At 41.1% G+C, this 20,822-nt stretch carries 15 protein-coding genes; 4 read left to right on the top strand and 11 right to left on the bottom strand.

Translation table 11 applies throughout. The features are described 5' to 3' along the window. Positions 1-64 precede the first annotated feature (64 nt). Together IW510_RS10395 and fdrA are read right to left on the bottom strand one after the other, a co-directional pair. The gene (locus tag IW510_RS10395) at positions 65-934 is read right to left on the bottom strand and encodes a DUF2877 domain-containing protein (protein ID WP_236674693.1); all 870 of its coding nucleotides are present in this window, start codon (positions 932-934) and stop codon (positions 65-67) included. Next, on the bottom strand, positions 900-3,911 hold the full coding sequence (gene fdrA, locus IW510_RS10390; RefSeq protein WP_202059300.1) for a DUF1116 domain-containing protein: 3,012 nt from the start codon (positions 3,909-3,911) through the stop codon (positions 900-902). The genes IW510_RS10395 and fdrA overlap by 35 nt, the downstream gene beginning before the upstream one ends. A 121-nt stretch (positions 3,912-4,032) precedes the next feature. Here fdrA and IW510_RS10385 point away from each other — a divergent pair, with 121 nt between their 5' ends. Beyond that, on the top strand, positions 4,033-5,598 hold the full coding sequence (locus tag IW510_RS10385; protein WP_202059298.1) for a PucR family transcriptional regulator: 1,566 nt from the start codon (positions 4,033-4,035) through the stop codon (positions 5,596-5,598). Between the two features lie 86 nt (positions 5,599-5,684). After that, on the top strand, positions 5,685-6,491 hold the full coding sequence (locus tag IW510_RS10380) for an alpha/beta hydrolase (protein ID WP_202059296.1): 807 nt from the start codon (positions 5,685-5,687) through the stop codon (positions 6,489-6,491). Positions 6,492-6,574: 83 nt separating this feature from the next. On the opposite strand, the gene IW510_RS10375 is transcribed toward IW510_RS10380, so the two are convergent. Beyond that, positions 6,575-8,872 (bottom strand): hypothetical protein, encoded by a 2,298-nt coding sequence (locus IW510_RS10375; protein WP_202059294.1) that lies wholly within the window; start codon positions 8,870-8,872, stop codon positions 6,575-6,577. A 431-nt stretch (positions 8,873-9,303) separates the two neighbouring features. Further along, positions 9,304-9,885, bottom strand: a complete 582-nt coding sequence (locus IW510_RS10370) for a TMEM175 family protein (RefSeq protein WP_202059343.1) — start codon at positions 9,883-9,885, stop codon at positions 9,304-9,306. Between the two features lie 318 nt (positions 9,886-10,203). On the opposite strand from IW510_RS10370, the gene IW510_RS10365 reads away from it, so the two are divergent. After that, positions 10,204-10,401, top strand: a complete 198-nt coding sequence (locus tag IW510_RS10365; protein WP_202059292.1) for a hypothetical protein — start codon at positions 10,204-10,206, stop codon at positions 10,399-10,401. Between the two features lie 155 nt (positions 10,402-10,556). On the opposite strand, the gene IW510_RS10360 is transcribed toward IW510_RS10365, so the two are convergent. From IW510_RS10360 to IW510_RS10330, 7 genes are all read right to left on the bottom strand, one after another. After that, positions 10,557-11,081: an HdeD family acid-resistance protein gene (locus IW510_RS10360; RefSeq protein ID WP_202059290.1), complete on the bottom strand. Its 525-nt coding sequence runs from the start codon at positions 11,079-11,081 to the stop codon at positions 10,557-10,559. A gap of 329 nt (positions 11,082-11,410) precedes the next feature. Beyond that, the gene (locus IW510_RS10355) at positions 11,411-11,785 is read right to left on the bottom strand and encodes a DUF956 family protein (RefSeq protein WP_202059341.1); all 375 of its coding nucleotides are present in this window, start codon (positions 11,783-11,785) and stop codon (positions 11,411-11,413) included. A 149-nt stretch (positions 11,786-11,934) separates the two neighbouring features. Then, a complete protein-coding gene (locus tag IW510_RS10350) occupies positions 11,935-12,864 on the bottom strand; it encodes a PTS system mannose/fructose/sorbose family transporter subunit IID (protein WP_202059288.1) in 930 nt (309 codons plus the stop codon). 21 nt (positions 12,865-12,885) lie between these two features. Further along, a complete protein-coding gene (locus IW510_RS10345) occupies positions 12,886-13,689 on the bottom strand; it encodes a PTS mannose/fructose/sorbose transporter subunit IIC (RefSeq protein WP_202059286.1) in 804 nt (267 codons plus the stop codon). 111 nt (positions 13,690-13,800) lie between these two features. Beyond that, positions 13,801-14,790, bottom strand: a complete 990-nt coding sequence (locus tag IW510_RS10340) for a mannose/fructose/sorbose PTS transporter subunit IIA (RefSeq protein ID WP_202059284.1) — start codon at positions 14,788-14,790, stop codon at positions 13,801-13,803. 246 nt (positions 14,791-15,036) lie between these two features. Next, a complete protein-coding gene (locus tag IW510_RS10335) occupies positions 15,037-15,531 on the bottom strand; it encodes a mannose/fructose/sorbose PTS transporter subunit IIB (RefSeq protein ID WP_202059281.1) in 495 nt (164 codons plus the stop codon). A gap of 269 nt (positions 15,532-15,800) precedes the next feature. Then, complete coding sequence (locus tag IW510_RS10330; RefSeq protein ID WP_202059339.1) at positions 15,801-18,683, bottom strand: sigma-54-dependent transcriptional regulator; 2,883 nt, start codon at positions 18,681-18,683, stop codon at positions 15,801-15,803. Between the two features lie 364 nt (positions 18,684-19,047). On the opposite strand from IW510_RS10330, the gene IW510_RS10325 reads away from it, so the two are divergent. Next, complete coding sequence (locus IW510_RS10325) at positions 19,048-20,679, top strand: ABC-F family ATP-binding cassette domain-containing protein (protein WP_202059280.1); 1,632 nt, start codon at positions 19,048-19,050, stop codon at positions 20,677-20,679. Positions 20,680-20,822: the final 143 nt, after the last annotated feature.

Raw genomic sequence — 20,822 nt, 5'->3', positions numbered from 1 at the left:
ATTTTCCCCATTTCTATATGGTGTGTACAAAATAATCCGTTCAACGCAGAACAGCTGCGCTCACTTATTCTGTCACATCCATACATTTTCTTATTTTTTGAAGTCCTAATAATAGCCCAAAGCATAAATCTGTTCCTGATGAATGACCAATCGCTCGAATCCGTTCAATCGCTTGCTCTATAACTGCTGTATTCTCCTGATTCTGTAAGTCTAAAAATAATTGATAAACCAATGAGTTCACATAACCATGGATAGAACTGATAATGTAGGCCTTACTGATATCAGTTGTTGACAGCTCCTGATTGGCTAGAGCGGAAGACAATGCTTCAGCCTGAGGATTACCAACCATAAATAGAATAGCAAGATAGGCTGTTAAAATATCATCTCCACTAGGAGTCAGTCCCTTGCCGCGTCCAATCAAATAGTTCAGAACCTCCTGCCACTCAACAGAAGACAGAGTCGTTTTAGAACTGCGAAGCAAATTGACTATTTCCACCGTTTTAGCATCAAAAGGTAACCCAATTGCTGTTTCCAGCTGTTGACTCGCCAGCAATTGCTCCAGCTGACACAGCTCTTCTTGTTGAACTCTCAGATGAGACAGCTTTAGCGGCACCACCTCTGCCTCTTTCAGCGAGAATGAACAAACACCTAACAAACTGTAAACGGATAGCCTATCATCGATAATCTTTACGATATTTCCCTGCTGTATACAGGGAAATATCTCTTGAAACAGTGCATCAGGCAGATGAATACCAAAGCCGGACAAATAGTCTGGATGATTCGTAAGATTAATCAGCTGCCCGCCGACCTTGATATTAAAGGAATGCTGAAAGACGCTATGGACACTGCCCATTTTTCCAAACCGATCGATTGGAAAAATTCCTTCACTGATTCGTATCTTAGTCGTCAATGCGAATACCCAGCTCTTCAGCATAGGCTTCCAGCGCTTTTTCGAAACAGCCCAGAGGTGCTCGTACCGTACCGGCACCCACTTGACCAACTCCGGCTTTCTTATGAGCGATACCAGTGTTGATGATCGGTGTGATACCTGTCTCAACAACCTTACGGATATCAATCCCCAGACATGTCCCTTGGAAATCCCAGGTTGGAATTGTAAAGGTTGGATTATGCCCTGCACAGATTTCCGCCATCTCATTAGAAATTTCCAATGCATCCTGGAAACCTCCGGCACCGACAAAGCGTGTGACACCCGGTGCAGCAACCATCGCCATTGCACCCACACCTACTGTCTCAGTGATGGCACTGTCACCAATATCCGGATTACCGTCTTCCTCAGTGAACCCTGTAAAATACAAGCCCTTCGGTGTATTGACCGGTGCTGTATACCAGCGATCACCGGTTTCTGCAATTCGTACACCAAAGTTCACACCATTACGGGTCATCGTTGTAACAATGGTTCCTTTTGTACCTTTTCTGGCAGTATCAACAATCGCTTTCCCTGTAGCCATCATAATGTTCAGGAAGAACTGATCTGTATCTGCCAAGAACTTAATAACATCGTATTTTTGTTGTTCATCGATAGCCAACTCAATAATCAGCGGTGAAATTTCCTTCAGGAAGTTCAGAGAAGCCGCAATATTTCGTTGGTGGAACTCATCTCCCATCGTGATTGAGCGTGCAATCAGCACATTCAGGTTGATTCCTTCCTCTGTCTTCTGCAAGGCTTGAGCAATTGTCGGACCTAAGACATCACGCATCCAGGCCAGACGAGTAACCACCTCTTCTGAATAAGCTCCGAAACGCAATACCTTGCCAATTCCTTCATTCATCGTACAGTAGGCTTTTGCGCCATCCAAACGGTTTTCAACAACCACTACCGGCATATTTGCAGAAGTGATTCCGCCCATTGGCCCAACCGCTTGAACATGATGACAAGGGATAAAGCGAACTTCGCCGGCCTCCAACATTTTTTTGACATCCGCTTCATTGTCTGCCCAACCTTCAAACAGTGCTGCTCCAATACAAGAGCCTTTCATCGGTCCGGTCATTTCCTCGTAGCGAATTGGCGGTCCTGCATGAAGCAACGTTTTTTGTGCTTCGTTCAATTCAGGAATAACACTTTTAGCAGGGACAACATCCACAAGGAATGGCTGCGCATTTTTTATTTTATCTGTTACCTTTTGATTTTCCTGCTCAATCTCTTCAGAGTGATTATCCAGCGCATTCAACAGCTTAATCATTCTCTTGTTCCCGCCGGCACGCGGTTTCCAATTGAATTGCTCTGATTTTCCGCCAAACTCCTGAATCGATTCGTTGAAGCTTTGAAGTCCAACGTTGATAACACGCGGCTTCGTATTTAACAGCTCCATCACCTTTTCACTGACCTGTGGAATTTCTACCTTGCTGCCTTGGTAAGGAACCTGTGATTTATCTGCCTCGCTCAAATCAATTCCCTTCAACAATAACGCTAAGCGAACGGCCTTCGCATTGCTTTCCTGTACCAGTACACCGTTTTCCTCTAGCAGCTGAACCGTTGCTTCATAATTTTGCGGATCTTTTGTCGTACCGACAACTGTTGCGACAAAGTACAATTCTCTTCCATCTGCTTTTGCCTTTGCCTGCTCTTCTTGAATAGCCGGCAGCAATGCCCCTGCCATATCCGGATGTGCACCGTAGCCTAAAACCACATCAAGTAGAATTACGCCGGTTTCCGGATTTTGACCATATTCATGAATTTTATTGATTCGTACCTCCGGATCAATCATTGGATGCGGTTTTCCTTGTGTATAGATATCATCACCTAGGTCAATCACATCATAGCCATGAGATTGTAAAATGTAGCCTTCTTTTTTGACTAAGCCTTCCAAATTCAAGGCTTCCGAAATCAGCATACCTGCTTCGGCTGCCAAGGTCCCCCCTGAATACAAACCTTTTACAACCTTGTTTTCAGATAGCTTCGGAACATCCGGTTTCTTGATTGCTTCCTGATAGTTTGGTTGAACAGCTTCATCGTTCGCTAAAGCAATAGCAATTTTTGCCGTTTCCTCTAACGTATGCGCCAGATAGACCTTGCCTTCATGCTCGGTTGGTTTTTCACCAAGGAAAATCGCTACAACAGGTTTAGAGATACTTTGAAGTAATTGAACCACTTCATCACGAACCTCTTTTGCTGGCGGCTTGGAAATCACACAAATCACATCTGTTGGTTCGTGATTCTCCAATGCCACAATCGCATCCTTCACCGTAACAGCGCCAACCTTATCACTTAAATCACGACCGCCTGTGCCAATTGCATGAACCACACCACCGCCCAAGCGATCGATGATTGTTGTCACCTCTTGAATCCCAGTTCCTGAAGCCCCGACTATGCCGATATTTCCTGGGCTGACAACATTCGTGAAGGCAATCGGAATGCTGGAAAGAATCCCCGTGCCGCAATCCGGTCCCATCATCAACAAGCCGCGTTCATGGGCCAGCTTCTTCAAACGAACCTCATCTTCAATAGCTACATTATCTGTAAAAGAAAAGACATGCAGGTCATTTTTCAATGCCTTTTCCATCTCAGGCGCCCCATACTCTCCCGGGATACTGAACAGCGCCACATTGGCATCCGGCAAGCTTTCAAGTGCTTCCTGCCATGAAGTAGAAGCACGTTGCTTCTCGCTACTCCCCTTCGCTGACAAATCATCTAAGAAGGTATGAACAGCCGGTAAAACCAAATCCATAATCTCTTCTTGATTGCTATCAACAACAATCATTAAATCGTTAGGGGAAGCAGAAGCTGCCTCCTTCGTCAAAAGCTCCGTATTTTGAAGAATGTCCTTATTGGCATCTGTTCCCATCATGATTTGACTCATGTTTACTTCCGCAAGCTCATTGATGCTGTTTGTTAAAAGCATCAAATTGATTGAATCCTGATAATTATTTTTTAAAATAACTGTCTTTAACATCGTTCTCCTCCTCCGTATTCTTTACAGTTATATTTTAAATCGTCTTGTTTGCGTTTACATTAGATGATATTCTAAAATAAAGGGAAAGTTTTTATCCAAAAAGCGGAAAAAGGAGAAAATAATGAGAATAAAAGAATTGATGTCTCTTGAAATTTTCAAATCCAGTAAACTACTAACCGGTGAGATTGGTCTGGAGAATGAAGTAGATTCAGCCATGGTGCTTGAAGCAATCGACATAGAAAAATGGAGTAAACAGAACCAGCTCATCCTGACTTCCTTTTACGCCTTCAACAATGTTGAGCAAAAAGAGCTGACAGATTTTTTTGAGAAAATGCACAACATAGGTATCAGCGGGCTAGTGGTAAAAATGGATCGACTGATAAAAATGATTCCTGAATGGCTCATTGACCTTTGCTTTGAATTTCAAATTCCTTTAATCAAGGTTGAACAGGATTTAACCTATGAAAAAATCATGCTGGCCATCTATGAACCGATGCTTAATTACCAATCGCATGTCCTGCGTACTTATTACGATGTCCGCCAACGCTTTACAAAAATCGAACGAAACCTTTCTTCCTTCGATCAAATTATGCGCGAATTTCATTTGCTGATAAAAAAGGACTGCTCCCTGAAAATTCCAGACCGAGAGATAGATATCACCTATGGCGCTCTTAACGAGGAGCTGGTCGTCACACGTCAAACAACGATGAAAAATACTGAATTTACCAAAAATCATTACGAGCTGCTGACGCTCTTTTCCCAAAAAAGTGCCCAGGAAATCACTGCTTTAAAAGCAGAAATACTCAACCAGTACACGGACAAATGTATTTTATTAGTTTATCAAAAGGATGCCGATTTTAAGGAAACCGACTTAATGATTATTGAAAACGCCATCGATATCCTACAGGAAAAGCTGCAAATGGAGTATTTGATTAAAAAGGATCGTTTTACTCGCCTCAACAATCTGGCAGATGCTATTCTACAAAATACACCGGGAAATCTTGATGAACTGAACAGCCTATTGAATGAAGCAGACATGAACAATTATCCATACTATCAAGGTATCGCCTTTTCAACGAATACTTTGACGAGTAGGCTTCTGCAAAAAGAAATACGGAATACACTCCGGACAATGAAGGAGCATGTGATTTTCTTTGAACATCATAATTATTTGGTGCTCCTCTACAATTTAGCTGCACCGGATTTATCGATTACGAAAAGTGAGCTGAAACGGATTTTCGCGGAGGTATTTGAAGAACACAAAGAATTAACCTTTGCCGTAAGCTCAGTCAAAAGGAAGGAAGAATTGAAAGCTGTCTTAATCGAATGTTTGGATACCATTCGCTTCAATCAGGAATTTTATATCGATCATGTCGTTGAAGTTGCAGAGCTCGGGATATTCCGCTACTTTATGAATGAACAGCAGCTGGGGGAGATTGAAAAACTGATTTCGCCGAAACTAACAGCATTGTGTCGAGAAAATTATGACCTCTTTGAAACACTTTATACCTTTTTCAAAAGTAATCGTAACTATAAAAAAACAGCTGAAACCATGTTTCTCCATGCCAAAACCATTCGCTATCGTCTAAGTAAAATCGAAGACTACTTGGAAATTGATCTAGCCAACCCTACACAGGTTTTGAACTTTGAAATTGGGACCTATTTATTGAAAATGAAAAAATCTTAAACCGACTAAACGATTGCCTAAATGAAAATAAAGCGTATACTGTTCAAGAAATGAACGATTGGAAGGAATATAAAGGAGACGACGGTATGTCTGAAAAAATACAATTACCAAATGGCGGAACAATCGAGCTGTTCCGGCCGGACACACAAGTACAAAAATATATGATTTATTTTCACGGCGGCGGGCTTGTTTATGGTAGTAAAAGCGATTTGCCCAACGAGCTGAAGCAGCTATTTCTAGCTAAAGAATACACGGTAGTTACTGTCGATTATCTATTAGCGCCTAACAATACACTACCGGAAATTTTTTCTGCCCTAACCCAAAGCTTTCATGCTATCCAAGAATTGATTGGACAACACAGCTTCAGCTTTTGCGGACGTTCCGCCGGCAGCTATTTAATGCTGCTGCTGACAAATCATCTCCTTGAGCAAAAATCAGCAGCACTGCCGGAGCAATTGATTAACTTCTACGGCTATACAGATTTTTCTTTTCTTGATACTGAGCGAAGTCTATCGGATGTAGCTGTCACCAAGCAGATGATTGAAAAAACGGATACTGTATTACCCGTCTGGGATGATCCTTTTCTACAACGATATCTTCTATACATTTATGGCGTGCAGAACCAGCTGCTCAAAAGCTACTATGGACTGACTGAACAAAATCAGGACTCGTTTACGATAAACAAGGAAGCATTACAAGTCTTTCCGCCGCTCTTCAGTACAGCAAGTACAGCCGATCAGGAGATTCCCTTCAAATACAGTAAACAGCTTGTTCGGAAACAGACCAGCGATCTGTTCGTTCCTGTCTATTATCTGAACCACGATTTTCTAAAGGAAACTCAGGACAAACAGGTAATCACCGTCTTCGACAAACTGATGGAATGGTTAGCTTAAAACAAAAAAGCGCTACTCACACAACAGATATTCCTGTTGGATGAGCAGTGCTTTTGATTTGCTTGTTCTTTTATTTTTAATAATCAGCTTGGTGTATTAGAAAGGTATAACTCGAAGTATTCATTCAACAGCTTGTAGCCTTCCATCTTCTGCTCCAACTCTTTTGGTGCATAAATCCATTTCCCCATTACTTTCCTCTTGGAAGCAACTTCTTCTACTTCTCGCAGGAATTGCGGGACACCCTTAACCAGCTGTTGACAGCTGATTTCATTGTTCAAGCGAATATCCTGAGGATTATCACCTGTATGAATCATTGACCAAAGGTATGGGATAACTTCAATTTGACGAATGTTCGCATAAACATCTTCTTTAGCAATCATCCCTCGACTGCCAATCCCACCTTTCACGCGTTTGAAGCAGGCTGTAATATCTGATTCCAGCTTCTTCAATCGTCTCAAAGAGGTTGGTGTCGCTTTATTCTGCGCCGAGCCTGCCGGAGTAACAGCAGACAGCTGCTTCGGATGGTCGGACACGCGATTCAGCATTTCTTCAATCGAAAGTGTCACTGTCGATGGCTCTTCAGCGCTTGGAGCAGGTATATTCTGTTGTACCGGAACAGGCTGCGGCTGACGCGGTATCGGTCTGGATGCCTGCAGAAAATCTGCTTTTGAAGGAAACTCCCTTGAAACAGGTCGTACCTCTTGGTTATTGCTTTGGTTATGATTCGCTGGCTGTGCCGGCATTGGCTGTTGTTGCTGTTGCTGCGGCGGTTGAACAGGATGATACGCCTGAGCTGCAGGTTGCTGCTGTGTTTGTACTGGCTGCGGCGGTCTGCTCGGTTGCGATTGAATCGGTGGTGCAGCAGGTATCTGTTCCGTCTTAGGCATAGTGTCCTGTTGATAAATCATCGTCGACTCAAGCTCTCTTCTGCGATTCACGGTAAGGTGTTCATTTGTTCGAAGCTTCTGCTCCAGCTCTGCAATTTTCTGATGTGCTTGTATCAGCTGAACATCCACCTTGCCTACTGTCTGGCTTAACTTCTTAATTTCCACCGCATTCGCCTTCAGCTGCTCTTGATCCTGTTGATGCTGTGCATCAAGCTTTTGCTGTGTCTCGCTCTTTTTAAGCTTCATCACAGGAGCCTTCTTTTTATTCTGTTTGACATCCGTCAATTCACTTTGCACACTTTGAACCTTCTCCGTCAACTGGTTGATTACCTGATTCAGCTTCTGTGTCTCAGAGGCTGTTTCGTGAAGTCGATCATGATCCTCTTCAATTTGAGCAATCTCCTCCGGTGACTGTTCCGCTTCTGAAACCTTTGTCTCTACAGTACTCAGCTTCTTATTGATTTCTTTCAGTTGACTGGAAATAGTCAGTATATCCTTATTGGTCAAGGCCATTTTCTCTTCCAGCCTCGACTGTTCCCCTACCGGTTTAGGGCTCTCAGTCTGTGTTCGATACAGCTCTCTGGATCTACGTGATTCTTTATCGACTTTCATTCCCAGTTTTTCAATTTCTTTTTGCGAGAAATCCGTCCGGTCGGCCAGTGTCTCTACACGTTCAAGCATTTGCTTCAATTGTTGTTCAAGCTTTGTTCCTTCTTCTCTTTGCCCATCAAAATATATTTTGAATTTTGGCGGTGTCTTCGTTTCAGCTGGTTTTACCTCAACTTTTTTGAGTTCCTCCACCTGCTCCAGGACTTGTTTTTGGAACGCTTCAAAGGCTTCATTCAGCTTATCGACTTTAACTGTTGCTTCATCTAGTCGTTTGCTATTTTCATTTTCCTTTTCCAGAACATTCTTAACCGCTGCTTCACTTTGAACAATACGCATCTTCGGCGGATTTTTCTTATTCTTCATCACCTGAAGCTCTGCATATACTTCTGTCAGACTCTCGTTGAACTGGTTCATCATTTCCGTCAACAGCAGAACCTCACTAGTTGTCTCCTGCCATTCTCGTACCATTCCATTATCCTGACCTTCTGCACCGGTAAAGTTCGATGTATGCTCTAAGGCAAGCGGCGGTACGGTTACATTTCCCATCCAGCCTTTCAGCTCAGTAATTTGAAATTTACTCAATGGCTGTGGTAAAGCAAGAAGTAATGTCACATAAACGGCCTTGGCTGTCGTACGGACGTAAAGGCTTTTAACGACTGCATCCTTGAAATCCTGATTAAATCTTTCCGGCAGGTCTGTCAATAGCAGCTCCATCTGTGATAATTCCAAATAATCTTCTTTTTCCTCAAATTTTCTCACTAAATAGACAGAATACTGGCATAAGATATCTTCTACATAGATTTCTTCTCCCAAACGTTCCTGTTCTATCTCTTTTCTTAAAAAGATTTTCTTGCTCCCCAATGATTGTCTATTTAATTTCTCCATAATCGATTAGTGATCCCTTCATATCTACTCTGTCTATTGTTGTACCCAATCTAGATATTCATCTCATTATTATGTATTAAATTTCTGCGTTATTACCCACTATTCATTTTACACCAAAAAAAAGAAGTTTCTTTTCAGAAAATGATGAAGTTCCAAAAAAATTTGAGAATCCTACTTTTTTTAGAAGGCAGCATTGACTATTCTGCTAATCAGCAAAATGATATATAACTCCTATTTTATATTATTTGTCTCCTCAACTCAACAACAGCTTAAGGTAAAAAGCGCTCAGAGAGACTTTCATGTACAGTAGATAGGCAAAAACATAAATAAAAGCTTAATGACACGGAAATAATCAACAATTTCCGTGTCATTAAGCTTTTCTATCGAAGCAGCAGTTATCCGCTTACTCCTTTTTACAATTAAGTAGTGCTTTATTGGCCTTTGTACTCTTGCTCTATCCTCTTTTCAGGAACAATCCACATAATCAAAATACCAATGTTAACAATCAGGACTAGGTAAGGGTGAATCAACCAGCCTAAAAGCAGCCCTAGAAGATTAAACCCAATCGAAAGATACATTTTATAGTACCCTGTAAGAATTGTCTTTAATTTTGAATTGCTCTTCTCAGCCCGAATCAGCTCCTGCATCAAGATGTAGTATGCAACATCTGCCAGCAAAATAACAAACCCGTATAGCAGCTCCGGCACCAGACTATCAAGAAAATCTCCCACCCAGGCAGTAGCAAACGGTACTAAGGTCAGGGTAAAAATGAAGAAATTATTTGCCCACAGCACTCTGCCATTGATTTTATGGACCATTTGGAACATATGATGATGGTTATTCCAATAAATAGCCAGCATCACAAAGCTGATAATATAGATAAAAATCTTATGTCCGATATCATATAGTGCCTGCCAGCTATCTGTTTTCGGCGGCAGCAGCTCCAATACCAGAATTGTCATGATAATTGCAATAACTGCGTCGGTAAAAGCTTCTATCCTTGTTTTTGACATTTCCCACACCCCATTTAACTTCATTTTACTGACTTTTACTACAAAAACAATTAATATGTATTCTTCCATTTTTTTCCGCCGTTAAGTATTACATGCTTTGACTAGCATTCTTACTTGATTGATAATTGACGTGTAAAAAACGTTGACAGACTAACTCCGATTTCCGTACATTACGCTGCTAGAGTCTCCTTTGGCTCCCATACTCGTTCACTCCCCTCCTAAAGATGGAGGGGAAATCAGTCTTGAGGTCGATGTTCGCTTTTTCGCTTCTTGCTATACTCTTAGTATAGAAAACAAACAAAGAACGGAGAATATAAAATGAATAATAGTTTGGTAGGAAATGTATTTAAATTAGTTGGACTTTTTATTATCGCAAGTATCGCTATCAGTATGGTATTAAGTGTTGTGGGAACACTACTATGGTTAGCGTTGAAGATCGTGATTCCTTTAGCCATCGCTGTATGGTTGGTACACTTGATTGCCAGCCCTCAAAAAAAATGTCGTAGATACTATTAAGCACAGGAAAATACGTCAAATAATAAGACTTCATATAAATAAAGGAGGCGCTACTTTCCTTACTCCCAACCTCCTGATACATAAAAATTCCCCTCTACGATTCATCGTGGAGGGGAATTTTTGTTATTGTCTTGAATCAACTAGCGGTTAGATTCTCAATGAAACGCATAAACGATATAAGTGATTCCGAACATCATAAAATAGAACCCAACTAAAAAGCTCAATGTCAATGCAGAGGATAGAGGATTAAACAAGAGCATAACCCCTAATAAAATTCCCAGCACATCTACAATCAGACTCAACCAATAGTAGCCTGTATGAAAAGCTTTTGCCAAATCCAATGTAAAGAGATTGAAGAAGGAATCAAGAATAAACCAAATCGCAAACACATAAGGCAATACAGCCATTCCTATCTGTAGATTGAACAGAAGATAGACACCTAGAATAATGTCGATTACCCCTAAAATAAGCGGTGTATAAGACTTAAATCCTGTCAGCTCCTTCAAACGGTTTCGCACAAAGATTTCAAATACTCCCTTTATAATGGCAAATACTGCGAAGACCATGACAATCGCCAGCAAATTTCCTGCCGGGTCTTGAAAAGACATCAACGAAATAATAACAAACAGAACACCTAATAATAATGAACCCCAATCCAAACCGGATTTTCTCCTATCCATTATCTTTCCACCTCTTTCTTTATTCTTACATATTTATGGTACTCCGATAAGAACTATTGGTCAAAAATAACGCTGTGATTTTTCAAAATTTTTTCAGAAAAAACAGATAAAAAAACGACCGAAATTCCAATGAACTTCAGTCGCTTTTCATTTTAGTCTTTTCTCTAAATCACGCGGGCTCTTTTCTTAAGACTCTCTCGAACAAACGCTGTGTTGTTCTTAGCTTCTTCCATTAGCCGATTACAAATAAAATTGAATAATTGCCATACATCATCCGGACTCATGGATGCTAAGAGCACACGCTCCTGATTAATCAGCTAAGAATAAGACTAGCTCTTTTTAAATTTAGCCTTCACGCCTCGCTTCACAACATCGAAGAATCCCAGCGATTGGACCATACGATCAGAAGGAACATATTCCTTTATTGCTCGTAACACTTTTTTAGGTTCTTTCGAAGCAAAGGTAAAGGTTCCATTTTGCTTTGTCTCGATGGCATAACGCGGAATCCATTTGCCTTTAAAGATGACTGAAGCAATTACGTATTCAACTTCTTCCCATGGAATTTGAATATACTTCCGTGTATCACGTGAGTTGTAGAATTCAAAGCCATTATCTCCAACCATGATTTGACCATAATCAGTAAGCCCTGTATACGCAGTTGCATCTATTACCAAGTCTACTTTTGTATTCAGTGATTGAACCATCATACCCACTCCATTCCCATTATTTTGATTCATTTATTATACCGTTATCTGAGTAAATACGCCATTTTAAACGAAAGGATGATATGTACCTATAAATCAAGAAGGAGCTGGGACAAAACAATTGTCCAGCCCCTTCGATTCATTCCTTCTTACAGAAGTCCAACCACGTGTCCAAGAATACCTACTACGAATAGGCCAAGGATAATAACGATTGGAGAAACTTTTTTCTTAAGCAGCCACATACATAACAGAGTAAGCAGTAACGCTGCCAAGCCTGGAATCAATTGATCCAAGTTGTTTTGCAATGTCGTTACTTTCTCTGAAGAAAGGGCTAATCCGGAATTAACCTGCTCAAAGGCTTGTTTAATTCCTTCACCACCAGCTGGAAGCTTGTCCCATTCAATGTAGGCACCGTCATCCAGTTTAACAGAAGATACGACCGGCAGGAACTTGATGGATACCCACCGCTGTACCAGTGCCGCCAGTACGAACATCCCCAGAATAGATGCACCTTTTGTTACATCTTGCAGTAAACCACCAGAAAGGTCTTCTGTGATTTTAGAACCAGCTTTGTAGCCAAATTCTTGTGTATACCACATAAATGCCCAACGAATCGCATTCCAGGCAACGAAGAAAATGATTGGTCCTAAGATACTTCCGCCCATTGCTAATGATGCACCTAACGCACCTAACATCGGTCTTACTGTAAACCAGAATACTGGGTCACCAACACCGGCTAAAGGTCCCATCATACCGACCTTAACCCCTTGGATCGCTACATCATCAACAGGTGCGCCATTTGCACGCTCTTCTTCAAGAGCCAAGGTTACACCAAGGATTGGTGAAGCAATATATGGGTGAGTGTTAAAGAATTCCAAGTGACGTTTCAACGCCGCAGTACGGTCTTCTTTAGATTTATATAATTTCTTGATCGCAGGGATCATTGCGAATGCCCAACCACCATTTTGCATACGTTCATAGTTCCAAGAACCTTGAATGAAGGTAGAGCGCCACGCAACGGCTAAACGATCTTTTTTAGATAATTCAATTCTTTCTGATACTTGAGCTTTTTCTGCCATTTTTCTTCTCCTCCTTCAAGGTTAATAGTCGTTAAGAATATCGTCCAGCGGATCACCATGGTTTCCGCCACCGCCGCCATTTGAAGAACCGCCCATTTTAGAAAGGTTCAGGTAAATAAGCGCTAGAGCCACACCTAATGCACCAAGTGCGATTAGTGTCAATTGTGAAATTGCTGCTACGACGAAACCAATAACGAAGAATGGCCATACTTCTTTCGTTGCCATCATGTTGATAACCATCGCGTAACCAACGGCAACAACCATACCACCACCGATTGCCATGCCGTCTGTTAACCATGCAGGCATTGATTGCAGAACTGATTGCACTGTTTCTGCCGGAATAAACAACAGAGCTGCTGCAGGGATTGCAATACGCACCCCTTGCATTGCTACGGCTACGATATGCCACAATTCAACCCCACGGATATTTCCTTTTTCAGCTTCCGCATCCATTAAATGGACAATTGGTACAGCCAATGTACGAACGATCATTGTTAATACCAAACCAGCTACAGCCAAAGGAACGGCAATTGCGATCGCTGCGGGTACACCTTTAACACCTTGTCCACCTAATACTAAAATAATTGCTGATGCGACTGATGCCAACGCTGCGTCCGGTGCTACCGCTGCTCCAATGTTTGCCCAACCAAGAGCGATCATTTGAAGCGTTCCTCCAAGAACAATCCCTGCTTCCAAATTACCGGTTACTAAACCGATCAACGTACAAGCTACTAGCGGTTGGTGAAACTGGAACTCATCCAGGATTCCTTCCATACCAGCTAGAAAGGCGACTAATATTACTAAAACTATTGAAATAATAGACATGATAGACCTCCTATTAAATATGAATTTTGTTTTGTATGAGGCTTACGAAACCAATCATGACAAGAAAAGCATTTGCTCCCATCATATTCATTGCTTCGTACTCATATAGAATTATGCGTTTGCCAATTCTGTTTTCGCTTTTTTCAGTATTTCGTCCATGTTCGCATGAGAGTCATTCGGTACTTTACGTACATCGAATTTAATGCCTTTACTTTCTAATGTTTCAAAGGCTTTAACATCTTCAGGGCCCATAGATAATACCTTACTTACTACAACTTTACCAACTGAGTGTGCCATAGAACCGACATTCAATTCCTTGATGTCAACGCCGCCTTCTACTACTGTTACAACATCCTCTGGATTTTCAAACAACAGCAAAGCTTTCGTATTACCGAAGCGAGGATCTTTTGCAATTTCAATCATTTTCTTGATTGGAATAACATTGGCTTTAACCCCTGGAGGCGCTGCCTGTTCGATCAGCTTCTTACGAAGATCATCTTTTGATACCGCATCGGAAACAACGATGATTCTATTTGGCTGTACTGATTTCGTCCAAGCTGTTGCTACCTGTCCATGCAGTAAACGAGAGTCGACACGTGCTAAAACGTATTTAATCTTCCCATCTCCAACGACTGTTCCTTCCGGTAATGCGCCTTTCGGCTGTCCGTCAGCGACAGCTGCTTTTGGTGCTTCAGCCGGCTCTAATTCTTCCGGTTTGATTTTCACACCTTCTTTAGCAACCGTTAGTACATGCGCCGCAATCTCTTGAGCAGAATTCATTGAAAAACGAGAAGAATAAGCTTCAATCAGCATCGGTAAGTTCAGTCCGCTGACAATTGCCCATTTATCTTTACGTTCTTCAAAAAGACTATTTGCCTGATTGAATGGTGTACCACCCCACAAATCGACTAAAAACAATACTTCCTCATCATTATCAAAGGTTGCGATTGCCTCAGTTAATTTTTTCTTTAAATCATCTGGTCCTTCACTAGGCATTAATGTCACAGCTTGTACATTTTCCTGTTCGCCGAAAATCATAGAACCTGATTGTAAAATTCCTTCAGCGAATTTTCCGTGACTTGCAAGAATAATCCCTACCATAATTTGTATACCTCCTATACTTATTTACTTTCTTTCTATTATCCTGATTCCTTCCAACACGCTTTACTTCCGAGACATATGAAATAAAAAGTTCAGTGACAAAAAATGGAAAATAAAAACATTTGGAAACAATACAATAATAAACGCGTTTCATCTGAATATTCTAACGAATCACATCCTCTCAATGCTTAAAAGGTCAACGATTGACCTTCCTATATAAGAAAACTCCAAATCAGAGTATCTCTCTCACAATAATTGTTCTTTTTTCAGCAGCTCAATCAAATGAACCTTACTGTCTGCGACTACTTTGCGTATCTCCAGCGTGATTCCCAGAGAATCCAGATACTTAAATGCTTCAATATCCTGTGCATCCACTGCCACCGCATTCGTAATCATCTTTTTCCCTTGAGAAAAGCTCATTCCGCCAATGTTCACCGTATCCAGCTGAACACCATTTCTTACGACCCGCTCGACATCTTCAGGGTTTGTAAACAACAACATGACTCTGAAGCTGCTGTCAAAACGCTCATCCGGATAAACCTGAATCATTTTATCTACGGTGATAACATTTACTTTGACTCCTGGCGGCGCTGCCTGAATCAATAACTTCTTTCTCAACATATCCTGTGCGACTGTATCACTCACTACCAAAATACGATTGATATTCATACTTTTTGTCCAAACTGTAGCTACCTGACCATGGATCAGTCGATCATCAATTCTTGCTAGACGAATATCCATCTAAACCTGCACTCCTTTTTATCCAATCCTCTTTATTCTCGGGGAAGAAGGCATTATAGAAGGCTTTTCTTTCAACTTATATTAAAAATACTATGTTCTGAAAGATATTACCAAAATAAAGCCCCTTGATTCTTAGATTGTCGATCCACCTTATTATAAGCAAGTATCGTGCCAAGTTAGTGTATTGATTTTTAAATCCCTTTATATTAAGGTTTTCATAACAAAAAAGATACACTGTATTATTTTTACAGTGTATCTTTTTTGTGTATTTAGTCGAATAAATCATCTGTATTTTTCTGTATATCCTTCTGTGAGTTATGAACCATGTGTACCATATAGTAAATCTCCGATTCAGCAATTTTCAGCTTGAAGGATTCGTTTAGAAAAAGTACAGCCTTAGCGATTTCTGTATAGAAGTCATCTTGCTTCATTTCCTCCAAAAGTGTATCCTCCACAATTAAAGGGTCTTGCCGCAGGGCTCTCTCCAATACACCCGCCATGTGCATAATCATATTTATATAGAAGGTATACGATTCTTCTAAGTTCAACTTTGTTTGAACGGTATGAACAAACTGCCATAATAGTGGTAAAACCTTCTGGGCATTAATAAAAGTAAAGCTCTGCTCCATATACTCTACACAGATTCGTTTCGCTGACTCTTCGTCGATGCTCATATCATGAATGGCCAGCTCATCATCATAGACTAGATGCTCAATGACTTCAGCGGCTTCTCCGGAAAAGAAGGTTTCCATAGGAATGAAGGGAACATTGATTTTAGGATCGGTAATCCCCGTCGCCGCAATAATGTGGTATTGCTGATACAGCTCCTCCAGCCGTTTTTTCACATCCAGAATCGAGCACGGAACAACCGATAGATGCTGTTCGGTCTGTGGTGTCAGATAGCTTTCAATCAGCTCCTTCATTCGCTGAGCCGTTCCTTCTCCTGATGCACAGATTGCCAGAATCATCTTTTTCTTGATTGGCGGCAGTCCCAGTTCTTTTTTATTTTTCAGTGTATTCATTCCGGCATAGCCGTGAAAGTTCTTCAATGAATCATAGAGATCATCCAAATGAGTATCCAACAGGGTTGTTTTTCTAGCTGTTTCTAAAACGATTGGAGTCGTTACCATATCAACTGTCCGAACATCAATATTTGTCTGTCGGATGATTTCATCTGAGAAGGTACTCAGTGAGCCCATATCAACCAAGAGGATGACACCGCTCCCTTCATCTACAGTCTTCACAGCCTGAACAATTTCTATCAAGGCTTCCTGCGGCTTCATTTCCAAAGGCATATCAACAGCCTTCAAATTGTCAACGTTCAACAGCTTCTCTACAACCTCAACCATGCTCGTCGCTGTACTTTTACCATGTGCGGCAACCACAATACCAATCCTGCCGGCACTTTTATTTTCCCTCAATGAAATCAAAAGAACCGCTATATAATAGGTTTCAGATTCAGGAATAGACAATTGATAAGCTTCTTCAATCATTTCCTTGATTTCCTGTGCTGTTTCAAATTCTATCGGATAATCCAATACCATATTCCGTAAATTCTCATTCAAATCGTGTTGTCTTTGGTCACCAATCTGAATACGCTTCAGGAAGGAGCTGATATGCAGACTCATTGCGTAGATAAAGTTCGACTGGAAATCATACCCCAGCTTCGCTTTGGAAAAGCTGAAAATTTTTCTAGTGATATCAATGATTTGCTGGTCCATAATTTCGGCCAGTTTTTTCTCCGTATCAAAGGTAAAGCCATGATTGCGATAAAAAGACTTCAAATGAACATTGATATCTGTGGTAATGAAATTGTTAATCACTTCCTGATCCAGACCGTCTGCTTTGAGCAAGGCTGCTTTATCACCGATGATTTCATATAGATTATATGGCAGCTCATAGGAATCCGATTGAACGGTAACTAATGATTCGTTCGGCGAAACAACCATTTTCGGCTCCAAATACTGTGACAGCTCTGCCAACGCTTCACGATTGTTTGCCAGCTGCAGCATCCCGTCCTTAATCCCATCCGTCAGCTCTGCCATCGTGATGATCATCTCCGGCTGATCGATATGGTTTAAAAAGCCTCTGGCGGTCACCAGCTGAACATTGGACTTCAACTGACCGACATTTCCATAAGTGACGCTGCCTATCAGCGCCTTCACGACATCCTCGGAAAGAGTGATTTTCCGTTGAATTCGGTTGGCCTCCATCGCTACCATGATTTTGACCAGCTCGACCTTTTCCTTTGCTGGACGGTTGTTGAAATGAGGCAGCTGAATAATAATCGGAATTCTCCGTACAAAGGTATTAAGCAAGGCTGAAGCCGGATTTTCCGTTGTCGCACAGATAATTCGAACATCCGCATGATTATTCTTTGTTGTTTCTCCCAGACGGGAATACGTGCCATGATCCATGAAGTAGAAAATCATTTCCTGCCCCTCAGGAGGTAAGCGATGCACCTCGTCCAAGAACAGCAGCCCGCCGTCTGCTTCATAAATCAATCCTTCTTTGGTTGTGTTCGCACCTGTGAAGGCACCTTCCACATAACCAAACAAATGAGACATTAAAAGCTCTGGATTATGCGCATAATCGGCACAATTGAATACAATCAACTCTTTTTGGTCCTGTACAATATTATTTCTTTGCGCAAATTGAAACATTGCGTGAGCAAAATAAGTCTTACCGGACCCTGTAGGCCCAACAATCAGACAGTTCAAGCCCTTCGGCGGATACAGGATGGCTGCCTTGGCTTGTTCAACCGGTGTCTTCATGCTACCGGAAGCCCCAATCATCTGTTGAAAAATATCATCCAACGGATAGCTACCTTGACCGCCTTCAGATTCATCCCTAGACCAAACCGCCGTTGTTTTGGTTTTCAACTCTTTTTCACGATAGCTCTTAACATGTCCCTTCAACGGCTGATACTGAACAGCTGATTTATCAACATATCGTACCGGTCGCCCATCAATCTTTTCCAAAAGACCTTCCCGAACCAGCTGATTCAAGTCCTTGCTGGCATTGGTCCGTTGGATGTCCATCGCCTCAGACAGCTCGGTAGTGGTCACACCAAAGCCCATCGCAAGCTCAGAAGAGGACAGCTTTTCAGTCTTTTCTTTTACATATAAATAGATTTTCTCAATTCTTTTCATCATTTATCCCCTCACCATAAACGATACACTATTTCCTCATGTGTATCATACAGTGTATCGATAAAAAAGTACACTAATATCCTTTTGTATAGGCTTCATATTCTAACTTACTCCACCATTTTTCCCTTATCTGCCATATTTTCATTCCCACTTCCCCACTTCTTCTTTCATCAATCTAAGAATCCGCTGAAACTTCTTGAAAAATAAGGGGTTCCTCGCTATAATGCAGAGAGGCTCTATATAAATTCTGTTAAATAATACCTTGCACGAAAATTGCCCGTTATCTGTATTGTATAAAAAATAAGGGTGTGCTCATCTATTTAGCAAGATTTGTATAGTAATAATAGAAAAGTGAGGAAAAAGATTGATTACTGTAAATGATGTAAGTTTGTTGTTTTCTGACCGCAAACTTTTTGATGATGTAAATATTAAGTTCAACCCTGGAAACTGTTATGGGTTGATTGGTGCGAACGGTGCCGGAAAGTCTACTTTCCTGAAGATTTTATCAGGAGATATCCAGCCAACAACAGGAACGGTAACACTTGGTCCTGATGAGCGTATGGCAACCTTGAAACAGAATCATTTTGATTATGAAGAATACACTGTTTTGGAAACAGTTATCATGGGACATAAACGTCTGTATGAAGTAATGAAGGAAAAAGATGCTATCTACATGAAAGAAGATTTTTCTGATGAAGATGGTATCCGTGCTGCTGAGCTGGAGGGTGAATTTGCTGAATTAGACGGCTGGGAAGCTGAGCCGGAAGCTGCAGTCCTATTACAAGGACTAAATATCCCTGAAAGCCTGCACGATCAGAAGATGAGTGAATTGACAGCCGGTCAAAAAATCAAAGTCTTACTTGCCCAATCACTATTCGGCAAACCAGATGTACTATTACTGGATGAGCCTACCAACGGACTGGACACTCGTTCAATCGCATGGTTGGAAGAATTTTTGATCAACTTTGATAACACAGTTATCGTTGTTTCCCATGACCGTCACTTCTTGAATAAAGTATGTACGCATATGGCTGATTTGGACTTTGGAAAAATCAAGCTTTATGTAGGGAACTATGACTTCTGGTTGGAATCTAGCCAATTAGCAGCGAGACTGCAATCTGATTCAAATGCGAAAAAAGAAGAACAAATCAAAGAGCTTCAAGACTTTATCGCACGATTCAGTGCCAATGCATCTAAATCAAAACAAGCAACCTCTCGGAAGAAAATGTTGGATAAAATCACTTTAGATGACATTCAACCATCTTCTCGCCGTTATCCTTTTGTCGGCTTCAAGCCGGAAAGAGAAATCGGAAACGATTTACTGCAGGTCGACAATGTTTCTGTCACTTTAGATGGCAAGAAAATCTTGGATAAAGTCAGCTTCACCTTGAACAAAGATGACAAGGTAGCCTTTATTGCAGATAACGATATTGTGACAACAACCTTGTTCAAAGTTCTGATGGGCGAAATCACGCCTGACAGCGGAACTGTTCGTTGGGGTGTAACAACTAGCCAGGCATACTTGCCAAAAGACAACAGCAGCGACTTTGATACTGATTTGACGATTCTTGACTGGCTGCGTCAATTTGCCAGCAAAGAAGAAGATGACAATACCTTCTTGCGTAGCTTCTTAGGTAGAATGCTCTTCTCAGGAGAAGAAGTGCTGAAATCTGTGAATGTTCTTTCCGGTGGAGAAAAAGTACGTGTGATGCTTTCTAAGCTGATGCTGTCTAAATCAAATGTTTTAGTGTTGGATGATCCAACCAATCACCTTGACTTAGAATCAATCACTGCTCTGAATGATGGCTTGATTGCTTTCCCTGGAGCAATTCTATTCGGTTCTCATGACCACCAGTTCATTCAAACATTAGCGAACCGAATCATTGCGGTTTCTGATAATGGTGTGGTTGACCGTGCAGATACAACCTATGATGCATTCCTTGAAAACAAGGATGTACAAAAACAACTGGATGAATTATTCAGCGGCGAATATTAATAGAAAAAATAGTAAACAAAGCTTGAGATTCGCTGAATCTCAAGCCTTGTTTTTATTTAATGACATAATTCTCTCAAACAACTCTTTGGAACGCATTATTTTATATTTAATAATATATTTCTGATATATTATTCTCATAATTT

The sequence above is a fragment of the Enterococcus sp. BWR-S5 genome (assembly GCF_016745255.1).
In the GTDB taxonomy this organism is placed as follows: Bacteria; Bacillota; Bacilli; order Lactobacillales; family Enterococcaceae; genus Enterococcus_L.
Note: the sequence above shows the minus strand (reverse complement) of the source record. Positions and strands in the feature narration are given on the sequence as shown.

What these genes read in the sequence shown, in the direction of transcription:
- IW510_RS10365 (WP_202059292.1), top strand. Translation starts at nt 10,204, where the DNA reads ATGAATAATAGTTTGGTAGGAAATGTATTTAAATTAGTTGGACTTTTT.
- IW510_RS10350 (WP_202059288.1), bottom strand. Translation starts at nt 12,864, where the DNA reads ATGGCAGAAAAAGCTCAAGTATCAGAAAGAATTGAATTATCTAAAAAA.
- IW510_RS10330 (WP_202059339.1), bottom strand. Translation starts at nt 18,683, where the DNA reads ATGAAAAGAATTGAGAAAATCTATTTATATGTAAAAGAAAAGACTGAA.
- IW510_RS10395 (WP_236674693.1), bottom strand. Translation starts at nt 934, where the DNA reads ATGCTGAAGAGCTGGGTATTCGCATTGACGACTAAGATACGAATCAGT.
- IW510_RS10385 (WP_202059298.1), top strand. Translation starts at nt 4,033, where the DNA reads ATGAGAATAAAAGAATTGATGTCTCTTGAAATTTTCAAATCCAGTAAA.
- IW510_RS10340 (WP_202059284.1), bottom strand. Translation starts at nt 14,790, where the DNA reads ATGGTAGGGATTATTCTTGCAAGTCACGGAAAATTCGCTGAAGGAATT.
- IW510_RS10335 (WP_202059281.1), bottom strand. Translation starts at nt 15,531, where the DNA reads ATGGATATTCGTCTAGCAAGAATTGATGATCGACTGATCCATGGTCAG.
- IW510_RS10380 (WP_202059296.1), top strand. Translation starts at nt 5,685, where the DNA reads ATGTCTGAAAAAATACAATTACCAAATGGCGGAACAATCGAGCTGTTC.
- IW510_RS10360 (WP_202059290.1), bottom strand. Translation starts at nt 11,081, where the DNA reads ATGGATAGGAGAAAATCCGGTTTGGATTGGGGTTCATTATTATTAGGT.
- IW510_RS10345 (WP_202059286.1), bottom strand. Translation starts at nt 13,689, where the DNA reads ATGTCTATTATTTCAATAGTTTTAGTAATATTAGTCGCCTTTCTAGCT.
- IW510_RS10355 (WP_202059341.1), bottom strand. Translation starts at nt 11,785, where the DNA reads ATGGTTCAATCACTGAATACAAAAGTAGACTTGGTAATAGATGCAACT.
- IW510_RS10370 (WP_202059343.1), bottom strand. Translation starts at nt 9,885, where the DNA reads ATGTCAAAAACAAGGATAGAAGCTTTTACCGACGCAGTTATTGCAATT.
- IW510_RS10375 (WP_202059294.1), bottom strand. Translation starts at nt 8,872, where the DNA reads ATGGAGAAATTAAATAGACAATCATTGGGGAGCAAGAAAATCTTTTTA.
- fdrA (WP_202059300.1), bottom strand. Translation starts at nt 3,911, where the DNA reads ATGTTAAAGACAGTTATTTTAAAAAATAATTATCAGGATTCAATCAAT.